Origin of the sequence: Belnapia sp. F-4-1 (assembly GCF_000802185.1) — a bacterium.
Lineage (GTDB): Bacteria > Pseudomonadota > Alphaproteobacteria > Acetobacterales > Acetobacteraceae > Belnapia.
Genome location: NZ_KN676113.1, coordinates 1,357,399 through 1,369,814, shown reverse-complemented (window position 1 = coordinate 1,369,814; position 12,416 = coordinate 1,357,399). Strand labels below are relative to the sequence as shown.

Sequence of the window (12,416 nt, the reverse complement as noted above, 5' to 3'; positions counted from 1 at the left end):
CCGCGCGAAGGTGAACGCACCATAAACCCGCCTCATGGCGCTCGGACAAAGTTTGCGGCTCGTGCTGGCCCCGCCCCACAGGGCCGGCTACCCCTTCATCGCGATCGGCCTTGCCGTCGCTGTCATCGGCGGGCTGCTGCTCGGCAGCTGGCTGTTCTGGCTTGGGCTGATCTTCACCTTCTTCTGCCTCTACTTCTTCCGCGACCCGCGCCGCGTGCCGCCGGACCGCGAGGGGCTGGCCATCGCCCCCGCCGATGGACATGTGGTGAGCGTCATGCCGGCCGTGCCGCCGGCGGAACTCGGCCTCGGCCCGGCGGCGCGCTGGCGGGTGGCGATCTTCCTCTCGGTGATGGATGTGCATGTGAACCGCTCGCCGGTGGCGGGCCGGGTGACGCGCATCGCCTACCGGCCGGGGAAATTCGTCAGCGCCAACCTCGACAAGGCGAGCGAGGACAATGAGCGCAACGCCCTCGCGCTGCGCCTGCCGGACGGGCGCGACGTCGCCGTGGTGCAGATCGCCGGCCTCGTCGCGCGGCGCATCCTTTGCGACGTGCGGGAAGGGGACAGCCTGGATGCCGGCGAGCGCTTCGGCATCATCCGCTTCGGCAGCCGGACGGATCTCTACCTGCCGGAAGGCGTGCGGCCCCTGGTCACGGTCGGGCAGACGATGATCGGCGGCGAGACGGTGATCGCCGACCTGGCGCCTGCGAGGCTGCCGCTGTGAGCGGAACGCGCCTGCGAGGGCGGCTGCGGCGCCTCCGGCCCCGCACCAGGCCGCGCTACAAGGGCCCCTCCTTCAACCGGCTGATTCCGAACATCATGACGATGCTCGGCCTTTGCGCCGGGCTGACCGCCATCCGCTTCGCCTTCGATGCGCAATGGGAGAAGGCGGCGGCGCTGATCGTCGTCTGCGCCGCCATCGACGCGCTGGACGGGCGCCTTGCCCGGTTGCTGAAGGCGACCAGCCGGTTCGGCGCCGAATTCGACAGCCTTTCCGACTTCCTCTGCTTCGGCGTGGCGCCGGCGCTGATCCTCTTCCTGTGGACGCTGCATGATGCACGGGGGCTCGGCTTCACCCCCTGCCTGCTGTTTGCCGTCTGCTCGGCGCTGCGGCTGGCGCGCTTCAACGCCGCGATTGACGACGCGCCGGCATTGCCGCTGGCCGGGCCGCCGCCGAAGCCGGCCTATTCGCAGAATTTCTTCACTGGCGTGCCAGCGCCGGCAGGTGCCGGGCTGGCGCTCTTCCCACTCTTCGCCGCGCTGCTGTTCCAGGATTGGGGCTGGACCGGGCTCGCGGCGGCGGTGCGGCACCCGGCCTTCTCCGGCCTGCTGCTGGTGGTGGTCGGCGGGCTGATGGTTTCGACCCTGCCGACCTGGAGCTTCAAGAATTTCAAGGTGCCAGCGGATTACGTGCTGCCGCTGCTGCTCGGCATCGGCGCCTATGTGGCGGTGCTGCTGACCGAGCCCTGGGCGGCGCTGGCCACCGGCGGGCTGATCTATGGCGGCATGCTGCCCTTTTCCACCCGCAGCTACCGGCGGCTGAAGCGCGAGGCGGAAGCGATGCTGGAGCCGGTGGTGGTGAGCGGGAGCGAGGAGCGGGCCTGACCGTTTCGCCCACGTTGCAGCTTCCGGACTTCCCACCCTCTCCGGTAGCAGGCTAGGCTTTTCGGCGAAGAAGGCGGCTCGATCCGCCCGGCGCCTGGAGGAGGCCTGCCATGAAGCTCATGTGGTTCCACCTGATGCCCTATACGGATCTGCCGGAGAATTTCCGGGAGGCGCACCCGTCGGTCTGGGTCGACATCCACTCCTCGCTCTTCGACCCGAAGCGCGCCCACCGCATGTACAACGACTTCATGGACGAGCTCGAATACGCCGCCGATTGCGGCTACGACGCGATCTGCGTCAACGAGCACCACTCGAACGGCTATGGGCTGATGCCGAGCCCCAACCTCATCGCCTCGGCGCTGGCGCGGCGCACCAACCAGGTGCCGATCTGCGTGATGGGCAACAGCCTCGCCCTCTACAACCCGCCGACCCGCGTGGCCGAGGAATTCGCCATGCTGGATGTCATCAGCGGCGGGCGGCTGATCGCCGGCTTCCCGGTGGGGACGCCGATGGACACCTGCTTCGCCTATGGCCAGAACCCGTCGATGCTGCGGGAGCGCTACCTCGAGGCGCATGACCTCGTCATCAAGGCGTGGACGGAGAAGGATACCTTCGCCTTCAACGGCCGCTTCAACCAGCAGCGCTACGTCAACATCTGGCCGCGCCCGGTGCAGCAGCCGCATCCGCCGATCTGGATCCCGGGCGGCGGCTCGGTCGAGACCTGGCAGTGGTGCGCCGAGATGGACTACGTCTACTGCTACCTGTCCTATTACGGCTACAAGGCCGGCAAGGCGACGATGGACGGGTTCTGGGCGGAGATGGACCGTCTCGGCAAGGACCGGAACCCCTATCGCGCCGGCTTCGCCCAGGTCGTCGCCGTGGCCGAGAGCCGGCAGCAGGCGATCGACCTGTATACCGAGCCGGCCGAGTATTTCTTCAACCGCTGCCTCCATGTCGATCCGCGCTTCGCCTCGCCTGCCGGCTACAGCACGGAGGCGACGCAGCGCGCCGGGCTCGAGAGCATGGTGAAGAAGGCGGCGAACGCGCAGACGCTGATCACCGGCGACAAGACCAACCGCGGCATGACCATGGCCGACTTCGTCGACCGCGGCTATGTCGTCATCGGCTCGCCGGACGAGGTGGTGGAGCAGCTCGACGCCCTGGCCGACGACCTGAATGTCGGCCACCTGATGCTGCTCATGCAGTTCGGCAACATGGGCAAGGAATTGACCCAGTACAACACGCGGCTCTTCGCCGAGAAGGTCATGCCGCGCATGCGCACGCGCTTCGCCGAGTGGGAGGATCGCTGGTGGCCGAAGCCGATGGCCGAGGGCGAGCGGGCGACCATCCCGGCCTTCCGCCAGGCGGCCGAGTAGGGGCGCGGGATGAGCGCGCCCGAGCTCTCGACCGTCGACATCAACGGCTTCCCGACGCGCATCTGGCGGAAGGGCAGCGGCGCGCCGCTCGGCTTCCTGGCCGGTTTCGGCGGGCTGCCGCGCTGGGTGCCCGTCCTCGACCGGCTGGCGGAGCAGCGCACCGTCATCGTGCCCTCGCTGCCCGGCTTTCCGGGGGGCGACCGCGGCCATAGCGTGCTCGACAGCCATCTCGATTGGGTGCTGGCGGTGCGGCAGACGCTGCTCGCCGCCGGGCTGGAGGGGGCGGACCTCGCCGGCAGCTCGGTCGGCGCCTCCTTCGCGGCAGAAATGGCGGCGATCTGGCCGAACTCCGTCCGCAAGCTGGTGCTCTCGGCGCCCTTCGGCCTGTTCGATGAGGGCGATCCGCCGACCGACCCCTGGGCGCAGCGCGCGGACCGGGTCGCCGGGCTGATGTGTGCCGACCCCGAGCGATGGACAGCGCTGAAGGCGATGCCGGAAGGGGCGAACTCGGTCGAATGGCCGATCGAGCAGACCCGCGCCACGGAGGCGGCGGCGCGCATCTTCTGGCCGCTCGGCAACACGCGGCTGGAGCGGCGCTTGCCGTTGATCTCGGCGCCCACCCTCATCCTCTGGGGCGAGCAGGACCGCATCATGCCGCCAAGCTATGCCGGGCGCATCGCCGCCCGGCTTGCGGGCCCCAAAGAGATCCGCATGATCCCCGGCGCGGGACATCTCGCCGAACTCGACCGGCCGGACGAGGTCGCTTCCGCAATCCTTTCCTGGACAGGCTGAACCCCATGCCCATCGACCCCGGCGCGCAGCGCGTCCTCGACCTGATCCGCGAGATGGGCCGCCCGCCCATCCATACCCTCAGCCCGGAGGAGGCCCGCGCCGCCTCGGCCAAGTCCCGCAGCGTGCTGCAGCCGGAAGGGGAGGCTGTGGCGGAGGTCGAGGACCTGAGCTGCCCAGGCCCGGCCGGCCCCGTCAGGCTGCGCCGCTACCGCGCCGCCGGCACCGAGGCCGGCGAGGTGCTGCCCTGCCTGCTCTTCCTCCATGGCGGCGGCTGGGTGATCGGCGACCTCGACAGCCACGACCAGCCCTGCCGGCTGCTGGCCAATGCGGCGCGCTGCTGCGTCATCGCCGTCGACTACCGGATGGGGCCGGAACACCCCTACCCCGCGGCGGTGGAGGACAGCGCGGCGGCGCTGCGCTGGGTGGTGGAGAACGCGGCCAGGCTGCGGATCGACCCCGCGCGCATGGCGGTCGGCGGCGACAGCGCCGGCGGCAACCTCGCCGCAGTGCTTGCGATCATGGGGCGGGACGGCACGGTGCCTGCGGTCGGCTACCAGCTGCTGCTCTACCCGGCGACCGACATGGCCGCGCACCGCCCGGCCTATGAGCGCTTCACCGAGGGGCTGATCCTCACCAGCGAGACCATGCGCTGGTTCATCGGCCACTACGTGCCGGAGCCGGAGCGGCGCTTCGAGTGGCAGGCGTCGCCGCTGCGGGCCAACAGCCTGGCCGGCACGCCGCCGGCCTTCGTCATGACGGCGGGATACGATCCGCTGGTCGATGAGGGCGCGGCCTATGCGCGGCGGCTGGAGGAGGATGGGGTGCGCGTCACCTACCTGCATGTCGCCGACCAGATCCATGCCTTCCTTACCATGGGCAAGTTCATCCCCGCCTCGACCCTGGTGCTGCGGCAGGCGGCACTCTCGCTGGCGCATCACTGGGCCGAGGAGTCTGCGTTGTGAGTGGGACGAAGGGGATGCTCGACGGCAAATCGGCGCTGGTGACAGGGGCGGGCTCCGGCATCGGCCGTGCGACGGCGCTGGCCTTCGCCCGCGAGGGCGCCTGGGTGGCGGCGGCCGACATGACGCTGGAGGCGGCGCAGAAGACGGTCTCGGCCATCGAGGCGCAGGGCGGGCAGGCGGTCGCCATCGCCTGCGACGTGACGGATGAGGAGCAGGTGCAGGCCATGGTGGCGGCGGCCGTCGCGGCCTTCGGTGGGCTCGACTGCGCCTTCAACAATGCCGGCATCGCGCCGCACCAGGTCAACGCGACGGGCGTGCTCGCCGCCGACCTGGCCGAGGCCTCCTGGCAGCGGCTGCTCGACGTGAACCTGACCGGCGTCTGGCGCTGCCTGCGGCACGAGGTAGCGCAGATGCGCAAGCAGGGCGGCGGCGCCATCGTTAACACCGCCTCCGTCGCCGGACTGGTTGGGCTGCCGGGGGCGGCGGGCTATGTGGTCGGGAAGCATGGCGTCGTCGGACTGACCAAGGCTGCCGCCGTCGACCATGCGGCGGAGAACATCCGCATCAACGCCGTCTGCCCCGGCTATATCGAGACGCCGATGACCGAGGAGTCGAAGCGCCGCCGCGGCGACCGGATCATCGCCCGCACCGCGCTCGGCCGCTTCGGCGTGCCGGAGGAGATCGCCGAGGCGGTGGTCTGGCTCTGCTCCGAGCGGGCGAGCTTCGTCACCGGCTCCAACTGGACGGTGGATGGGGGCTACTCGGCCCTCTGAAACCGGTTTTTCAGCGGGATGGCGGCCAGCGACAGCGCCGCCAGCCCGCAGAGGGCGCCGAGCACCTGCGGCGTCAGGATGGAGCGGAGCTCGAGCGGCGCGCCCGAATCGAGCACCGAGCCGAGCCCGGCGCCTGACAGCGCGAAGACCGCCGTCGCCGGCAGGATGCCGAGGCAGGTCGTCACCGCATAGACCGTCAGCCGCACCCCGACGAAGGCCGGCACCAAGTTGACGAGGAAGAAGGGAAAGAGCGGCACCAGCCGCAGCACCAGCAGGTAGGACCAGGCATTGCGGCGGATGCCCTCGGCCAGCTTGCGCCCGCGCTCGCCGAAGCGGTCCAGCGCCTTCTCGCCGAAGATCGCCCGGGCAAAAAGGAAGACCAGCACCGCGCCCGCCGTCGCCCCTGCGACCGCCAGGACAGTCCCCGCCAGCGCGCCGAAGAGGAAGCCGCCGGCCAGGGTCAGGATGACGGCGCCCGGGATGGAGAAGGCGACCGCTACGGTATACAGCCCGACATAGGCCAGCGTCGCACCAAGCTGGTGCGCCGCAACCCAACCGGTGAGCTCGGCCCTGTGGCTGCGCAGTGTCTCGAGCGAGAGCAGCCCGCCGAGCCCGGAGAAGCGCAGCCCGAGGATGAGCCCGACTGCCGCCAGCGCAAGCCAGAGCCTGCGGTCGCGCAGCCAGCCGATGGCTTAGAGCTCCAGCCCGGCGAGGAGGAAGAGACCGAACAGCACCGCGATCACCGTCAGGCTGCCGAGGGTATAGCGCAGGGTGCTGATCTTGCCGCTCTCGCCGTAGCGGCTGGTGGTGTGGACAGGCTCGATGATCATCGGCGGAACCCTCGGTGAATGCGGAGGTGGGCCGGAACCGGCCAGCGGCCACCCTGGCTGGTGAACCGTGCCTCCTATATTACTCATGGCTGCAAAGAGCCATCAATTTTCCCGCACCCAGTTCTGCGTCCCGGCCGTAAAATGAGCCCGCCCCTGCTAAGAAGGTGTAAAGGCCGTTCGACATAAGGTTGCGCCGGCAGGTTCGGCTATACATCATGTCGATGGTTCACAGAGGGCAACTCGACCGTGGAGCGTGAAGTCGCCAAGGTAGCTGCTGCCTGCGATCTGAGGGCGTTCCGCTACATTCCTTTTCCGGCCGTCGAGTTCGACCCAATCCCGATTCTCCAGGAGGCGGAACCCGAGCCAGAGCTCGTAGTTGCGCAGGTCGAGCCGATGCCACCCGCCATCTCGGCGCCGGCGCCGGCGCCGGCGCCCGAGCCGGTCCTGGCCGCTCCCGTCCCACTCCCGCCGCCGCCGGTTGTGCCGGTGCCCGAGCCCGTGGCTGCAGTCCTGCAGCCGTCGCCGGTCGAGCGCATGCCCGAGCCGCCGCCTGCCGCCCCGGCAGGCCGGCGCTATCGCATGCTCGAGGAACTCGCCCCGGCACCGGAGCCCATCCCGCCGGCGCCCCGGCCCACCGGCCGGCCGACGCCCCGCCCCGCCATGCCGGCGCTGCCCGGCGCCGCGGCCGCGTACCCGCCCTCGTCCGCCCCGCATTCACCCAGGCCGCGCGGCACCACGCCGCGGCGCGCCTGGCCAGGCTGAAGGCCGCCGATCGCCATGCCGCTCATCGCATTCGCCTCGCCCAAGGGGGGAGTCGGGAAGACGACCCTCGCCGCCCATGTCGCGGCGCTGCTCGCCCAGCGCGGGCATCGCGTGCTGGCCCTTGACCTCGATCCGCAGAACGCGCTGCGCCTGCAATTCAGCCTGCCGCTGCGGGACGAGGTGGGCTTCCTCGGCGAGATCGTGCATCGCCCGCTCTGGCGTCAGGCCGCGGTCGAGAGCGGCTACGGCGTCCGCGTGCTGCCCTACGGCATGGTCGATCCGCTGACCGCGCTCGAGACGACCCAGGCGCTGCATGCCGACCCGGAGCTGCTGGCCGGCCCGGTGCGGGAGATGCTGGCCGACCCGGACCAGGTCGTCATCGTGGACAGCCCGCCGGGGCCCACGCCGGCCATGGGCGCCGTCCTGCCGCTCGTCGACCTGCTCGTCGTCGTGCTGCTGGCCGATGCGGCGAGCGCGGCGCAGATCCCGGTGGTCGCCTCCAACCGCTGGCTCGGCCGCGGCCGGCTGGCGGCGAGGGCCGGGGACAAGGCCGTGGTGGTGTTGAACCAGGTCGATCTCGACGCGCCGCTTGGCAGCGCGGTCTTCGACGGCGCGGCGGAGGCGCTCGGCACCCGGCTGATCGGCGCCGTCTGCCGCGACGAGGCGGTGGCCGAGGCGCTGGCCGACAAGCGCATGCTGCTCGACCCGCGCGACGGGCCGGCGGCGGAAGACCTGCGCGCGGTCGCCGATGCGATTGCCGCCCGATTGCGGCTGGCTCCGCCCGGAAGCCAGGTCAGGCGACGCGGAAGCTTCTCCGCCCTCAGCGACTGGGGCCTGCGATGAGCGCCGCCGCCTTCCCCGCCCCGCCGAAGCTGCAACACCGGGTGCTGCGCGCGGCGCTCGTCGCACTCGGCCTCCTCGGCTGCTTCGTCTACATCACCCTGCCGATGGAGGCAGAGCAGCAGGCGGTGCTGACCACCGGCGGCATCATCGCCTTCCTCATCCTCAACCGCTTCTCCTCGCGCCGCATTGGCCTGGTGCTGGTGGTGATGTCGATCACCATCACCTTCCGCTACCTCTACTGGCGGGCGACGGACACGCTGGAATTCGAGACCTGGCCGCAGATCATTCTCGGCGTGCTGCTCTTCCTGGCGGAGCTCTACGCCGGGCTGCTGATGGCGCTTTCCTACCTGCAGACCTCCTGGCCGCTCGACCGCAAGCCGGTGCCGCTGCCGGCCGACCCGGCCCGCTGGCCGAGCATCGACGTCTATGTCCCCTCCTACAACGAGTCGCTCGACCTCGTGCGGCCGACCGTGCTGGCCGCGATGAACATGGATTGGCCGCGGGACAAGCTGAACGTCTACATCCTGGATGACGGGCGGCGGCCGGAGTTCCGCAAATTCGCCGAGGAGTGCGGCTGCGGCTACGTCATCCGCCCGGACAACAAGGGCGCCAAGGCGGGCAACATCAACCACGCCCTGCGGCACACCAAGGGCGAGTTCATCGCCATCTTCGACTGCGACCACGCGCCGACGCGCTCCTTCCTCCAGCTCACCGTGGGCTGGCTGGTGCGGGATGCGCGCATCGCCATGGTGCAGACGCCGCACTACTTCTACTCGCCCGACCCGTTCGAGCGGAACCTCGCCCGCAAGCGGCCGGTGCCGAACGAGGGCTTGCTCTTCTACGGCGCCATCCAGCCGGGCAACGACCTGTGGAACGCGGCCTTCTTCTGCGGCTCCTGCGCCGTCATCCGCCGCACCGCGCTCGAGGAAGTGGGCGGCGTGCCGCACATCACCGTCACCGAGGACTGCCACTGCTCGCTGCTGATGCAGAAGCGCGGCTGGCACACCGCCTATATCCGCCTGCCGCTGGCCTCCGGCCTGGCGACGGAGCGGCTGTCGCTGCATGTCGGGCAGCGGATGCGCTGGGCGCGCGGCATGATGCAGATCATGAGGCTCGAGAAGACCATCGTCGCCGAGGGGCTCGGCTGGTGGCAGCGGCTTTGCTACTTCATGGGCGGCTTCGGCTTCCTCTTCGCCATCCCGCGCCTGATCTTCCTCACCTCGCCGCTCGCCTTCCTCTTCTTCGGCGAGAGCGTGATCGCGGCGAGCCCGCTCGGCATCATCGCCTATGCCGGGTCGCACATGTTCCACGCGGTTGCCACCACGGCGCGGCTGAACGGCAAGCACCGCCACTCCTTCTGGTCAGAGATCTACGAGGCTTCGCTCGCCTGGCAGCTCATCCCCGTGACCTTCAAGACACTGTGGGACCCGACCAAGGGCAAGTTCAACGTCACCGACAAGGGCGGCATGGTGGAGGAGGGCTATCTCGACCTGCCGACGGTGATGGCTATGGTGATCCTGACCGGGCTGCTGCTGGTTGGCCTCGTCATCGGCATCGTCGGCATCATCATCACCGACAGCTCGACCCTGCAGTTCCGCGCCTATCTGCTCAACACCATCTGGGCGGCGCTCTGCATCATCCCTGCCTCGGCGGCGGTGGCGGTCGGGCGCGAGCGCGAGCAGATGCGCGTCCGGGCTCGTACCGACGCCGTAGTGCCAGCCGTGCTCACCCTGCCGAACGGCGAGACGATCCGGGCGCAGACTTCCAACATCTCCCTCTCTGGCGCCCGCATCACCCTCGCCCGCCCGCTCGGCACCATGGATGGCGACCGCGCCAGCATCGCCTTCGAGACCTGCGGCGAGACCATCTCGGTCCAGGCCGAGGTGCTGCGCTGGGTGGAGGACGAGGTCTTCCTCCGCTTCATCGTGGAGACGCTCGCCGACGAGGCGGCCGTTGCCCGCGTCTTCTTTGGCCGGCCGGATGCCTGGCTGCATTGGGATGACTGGCCTGTGGACAAGCCGCTGCGTTCGCTCTCCAACGTCGTGCTGGCGACGGCCGATGCGGTGTTCCGCAAGTACCGGATCGCCTTCCCGAAGGTGGTGCAGAAGCCGGCTCCGACCGGAGCGGCGGCGCCGGCCGCGCCCGTCCGCGTCTCGGACGTGGTGGAGCCGCGGCGGCGCCAGCAGGTGGCGGCGGCCGTCACCGGCGCGCTGCTCGGCCTGCTGGCCCTGTCGCCCGATGCCTCGGCGCAGCCGCTGCCGGCCCTCGCCCCGGCGCCCGCCGCCCCGGCGCTGCGCGTCGCCACCCCCGAGGCGGGGGAGGGTGTCCGTCAGGTCAACCCGACGCTGCGCGAGCTCGGCCTTGGCGGGCCGATGCAGCTCCGCGGCATCTCCGACCTTCAGGGCGTGCAGTTCGGCCTGCGCGCCGACGAGGTGGTGACCGAGGCGAAGCTCTCCGTCTCGGGCGGCGTCTCGCCGCAGCTCATCCCCTCGCTGTCGCAGGTCGCCATCACGCTGAACGAGCAGTTCGTCGGGACCATCCCGGTCGATCCGGCGCGGCAGAATTTCGGCCCGCTGGAATTCCCGCTCGACCCGCTCTTCTTCAGCGACATCAACCGGCTGAATTTCCGCTTCTCCGGCCGCTATGCGGTGGAGTGCAACGACCCGCTCTCCGGCCTGCTTTGGGCGACCGTGTCCGACCTCTCGACGGTTGCGATGCGGATCGAGCGCCTGCCGCCGACGCGCGACCTGGCCCGCCTGCCGGAGCCGCTCTTCGACCGGCGCGTGCTGCGTGGGGCGCTGACCTTGCCGGTGGTGATCGCCGAGAATGCCGGGCCGAACACGCTGCGCGCCGCCGCCATCGCCACCTCCTGGTTCGCGGTGCAGGCCGATTACCGCGGCGCGACCTTCCCGGTGGAGCGCACCCCGCCGCCCAAGGGTGATGCGGTGGTCTTCGCCCTTGGCACTGATGCCGTCCCGGGCCTTGCCCTGCCGCGCTTCGACGGCCCGACCATCGCCCTTGTCGCCAACCCTTCCGACAGCTTCGGCACGCTGCTCGTCATCGGCGGTCGGACGGAGGCGGAGCTGGCCGCCGCGGCCTCGGTGCTCGCTGTCGGCAAGGCGGCGCTCTCGGGCGAGATGGCGCGCGTCGCGCCGCCCTCCATCTCGCCACGCCGGCCCTATGATTCGCCGCGCTGGGTGGCGACCGACCGGCCGGTCGCCCTCGGCAGCCTGGTCGAGAAGGCCGACCTCCAGGGTGCAGGCTATGCGCCGGCGCCGATCCGCGTGCCGCTGCGCACCGCGCCCGACATCCTGACCTGGCGCAACCGCGGCTTCCCGGTCGACCTGCGCTTCCGCGCGCCGCCCGGGCCGGTGATCGACATCTCCGCCTCGCGGCTCGATGTCTCGGTCTCGGAGACCTATCTGCGCTCGCTGCCGCTCAATCCGGGCGAGCTCTGGTGGCCGCTCGAATCCGCCTGGCGCCGGATCTTCGGCAGCCCGGAGATCCGCGAGGGCCGGGCCAGCGTGCCACCCTACCTGCTGCTCGGGCGGGACGAACTGCAGCTCCGCTTCGACATGCGGCCGCTGGCGCGCGGCGAATGCGTGGCGACGCCCTCCGACCTGCGCGCCTCGGTGGAGCCAGACAGCACCATCGACCTCAGCCGCATCCATCGCTACGCGCGGATGCCCAATCTCGGCTTCTTCGCCTCGGCCGGCTTCCCCTTCACGCGGATGGCTGACCTTTCCGGCACCGCGGTGGTGCTGCCGGAGCGGCCGACCGCGGTGGAGACGCAGGTCTTCCTCGACCTGATCGGCCAGCTCTCGGTCATCGTCGGCCTGCCGGCGACGGGGGTGCAGGTGGTGCATGCCAATGGCCTCGCCGCCGTCGCCGGGCGGGACCTGCTGGCGATCGGGCCGCTCGGGCGCATGCCCGCCTTCGCCTCCCTGCTGAAGGAGACGCCGGTGCGGCTGGAGGGTGACCGCCTCGTGCTCGCCCTGCCGGATGTCCTGCAGGACGTGCGCGCCGTTTTCCTCGGCGAGGCAGGCCGGGGCGAGCGCAACCGCGCCGCCGCCGCCTTCGCCGATGCCGGGGAAGGGCTCGGCGCCATCATCGGCGCGGAAAGCCCCCTGCAGGCGGGCCAGTCGGTCGTCGCCATCACCGGCGCAACGCAGGCTTCGGTCGCCGCGATGGCCGGCGCGCTGCGCGACCCGGTGCAGTCCCGCCGCATCCAGGGCGATGTGGTGGTGATGGCGGGCGGCCCGGTCGCCGCCTACCGCGCCATGCCGCGCTACGAGATCGGCGATCCGGGCTGGTGGCTCTGGCCGCAGATCTGGTTCGGCAACCACCCGGAGCGGGCCTTGCTGCTGCTGGTGACGGCGGCGCTCGCCATGGGCGGCTGCTTCTACTGGATGCTGCGGCGCCGGGCGGCCATCCGGCTCCGCGCACGCACCCCCGTCGAGAAGGCACATTGAG

11 protein-coding genes are annotated in these 12,416 nt (G+C 70.7%); 8 read left to right on the top strand and 3 right to left on the bottom strand.

Annotated elements, in window-relative coordinates:
• Positions 1 to 34: 34 nt before the first annotated feature.
• The 6 genes from LH62_RS06650 to LH62_RS06625 all read left to right on the top strand — a co-directional run bounded on the left by LH62_RS06650 (position 35) and on the right by LH62_RS06625 (position 5,508).
• On the top strand, positions 35 to 724 hold the full coding sequence (locus LH62_RS06650; protein ID WP_043360094.1) for a phosphatidylserine decarboxylase: 690 nt from the start codon (positions 35 to 37) through the stop codon (positions 722 to 724).
• The gene (locus tag LH62_RS06645; protein ID WP_052213806.1) at positions 721 to 1,605 is read left to right on the top strand and encodes a phosphatidylcholine/phosphatidylserine synthase; all 885 of its coding nucleotides are present in this window, start codon (positions 721 to 723) and stop codon (positions 1,603 to 1,605) included. The genes LH62_RS06650 and LH62_RS06645 overlap by 4 nt, the downstream gene beginning before the upstream one ends.
• A 110-nt stretch (positions 1,606 to 1,715) precedes the next feature.
• Positions 1,716 to 2,981, top strand: a complete 1,266-nt coding sequence (locus tag LH62_RS06640) for an LLM class flavin-dependent oxidoreductase (protein WP_043360093.1) — start codon at positions 1,716 to 1,718, stop codon at positions 2,979 to 2,981.
• Between the two features lie 9 nt (positions 2,982 to 2,990).
• A complete protein-coding gene (locus tag LH62_RS06635) occupies positions 2,991 to 3,773 on the top strand; it encodes an alpha/beta fold hydrolase (RefSeq protein ID WP_043360092.1) in 783 nt (260 codons plus the stop codon).
• Positions 3,774 to 3,778: 5 nt separating this feature from the next.
• Complete coding sequence (locus tag LH62_RS06630; protein WP_043360090.1) at positions 3,779 to 4,735, top strand: alpha/beta hydrolase; 957 nt, start codon at positions 3,779 to 3,781, stop codon at positions 4,733 to 4,735.
• On the top strand, positions 4,732 to 5,508 hold the full coding sequence (locus LH62_RS06625) for an SDR family NAD(P)-dependent oxidoreductase (RefSeq protein ID WP_236552493.1): 777 nt from the start codon (positions 4,732 to 4,734) through the stop codon (positions 5,506 to 5,508). Before LH62_RS06630 ends, LH62_RS06625 begins: the two co-directional genes overlap by 4 nt.
• Here the strand turns inward: LH62_RS06625 and LH62_RS31895 are convergent.
• The 3 genes from LH62_RS31895 to LH62_RS30175 all read right to left on the bottom strand — a co-directional run bounded on the left by LH62_RS31895 (position 5,493) and on the right by LH62_RS30175 (position 7,126).
• Positions 5,493 to 5,990 (bottom strand): TVP38/TMEM64 family protein, encoded by a 498-nt coding sequence (locus tag LH62_RS31895; protein ID WP_255360013.1) that lies wholly within the window; start codon positions 5,988 to 5,990, stop codon positions 5,493 to 5,495. The genes LH62_RS06625 and LH62_RS31895 overlap by 16 nt on opposite strands.
• A gap of 210 nt (positions 5,991 to 6,200) precedes the next feature.
• A complete protein-coding gene (locus tag LH62_RS31030) occupies positions 6,201 to 6,338 on the bottom strand; it encodes a hypothetical protein (protein ID WP_160299788.1) in 138 nt (45 codons plus the stop codon).
• A 572-nt stretch (positions 6,339 to 6,910) separates the two neighbouring features.
• The gene (locus LH62_RS30175) at positions 6,911 to 7,126 is read right to left on the bottom strand and encodes a hypothetical protein (RefSeq protein WP_144404403.1); all 216 of its coding nucleotides are present in this window, start codon (positions 7,124 to 7,126) and stop codon (positions 6,911 to 6,913) included.
• Between LH62_RS30175 and LH62_RS06610 the strand changes: the two genes are divergently transcribed.
• Both LH62_RS06610 and bcsA read left to right on the top strand, forming a co-directional pair.
• Complete coding sequence (locus LH62_RS06610; RefSeq protein WP_052213798.1) at positions 7,116 to 7,943, top strand: cellulose synthase operon protein YhjQ/BcsQ; 828 nt, start codon at positions 7,116 to 7,118, stop codon at positions 7,941 to 7,943. The genes LH62_RS30175 and LH62_RS06610 overlap by 11 nt on opposite strands.
• Positions 7,940 to 12,415 (top strand): UDP-forming cellulose synthase catalytic subunit, encoded by a 4,476-nt coding sequence (bcsA, locus tag LH62_RS06605; protein WP_043360084.1) that lies wholly within the window; start codon positions 7,940 to 7,942, stop codon positions 12,413 to 12,415. The genes LH62_RS06610 and bcsA overlap by 4 nt, the downstream gene beginning before the upstream one ends.
• The last annotated feature ends 1 nt before the right edge of the window (position 12,416 follow it).

Bases quoted from the DNA above. Each gene is read 5' to 3' on its own strand.
- LH62_RS06630 (WP_043360090.1), top strand. From the start codon at position 3,779: ATGCCCATCGACCCCGGCGCGCAGCGCGTCCTCGACCTGATCCGCGAG.
- bcsA (WP_043360084.1), top strand. From the start codon at position 7,940: ATGAGCGCCGCCGCCTTCCCCGCCCCGCCGAAGCTGCAACACCGGGTG.
- LH62_RS06610 (WP_052213798.1), top strand. From the start codon at position 7,116: ATGCCGCTCATCGCATTCGCCTCGCCCAAGGGGGGAGTCGGGAAGACG.
- LH62_RS06650 (WP_043360094.1), top strand. From the start codon at position 35: ATGGCGCTCGGACAAAGTTTGCGGCTCGTGCTGGCCCCGCCCCACAGG.
- LH62_RS31030 (WP_160299788.1), bottom strand. From the start codon at position 6,338: ATGATCATCGAGCCTGTCCACACCACCAGCCGCTACGGCGAGAGCGGC.
- LH62_RS30175 (WP_144404403.1), bottom strand. From the start codon at position 7,126: ATGAGCGGCATGGCGATCGGCGGCCTTCAGCCTGGCCAGGCGCGCCGC.
- LH62_RS06635 (WP_043360092.1), top strand. From the start codon at position 2,991: ATGAGCGCGCCCGAGCTCTCGACCGTCGACATCAACGGCTTCCCGACG.
- LH62_RS06640 (WP_043360093.1), top strand. From the start codon at position 1,716: ATGAAGCTCATGTGGTTCCACCTGATGCCCTATACGGATCTGCCGGAG.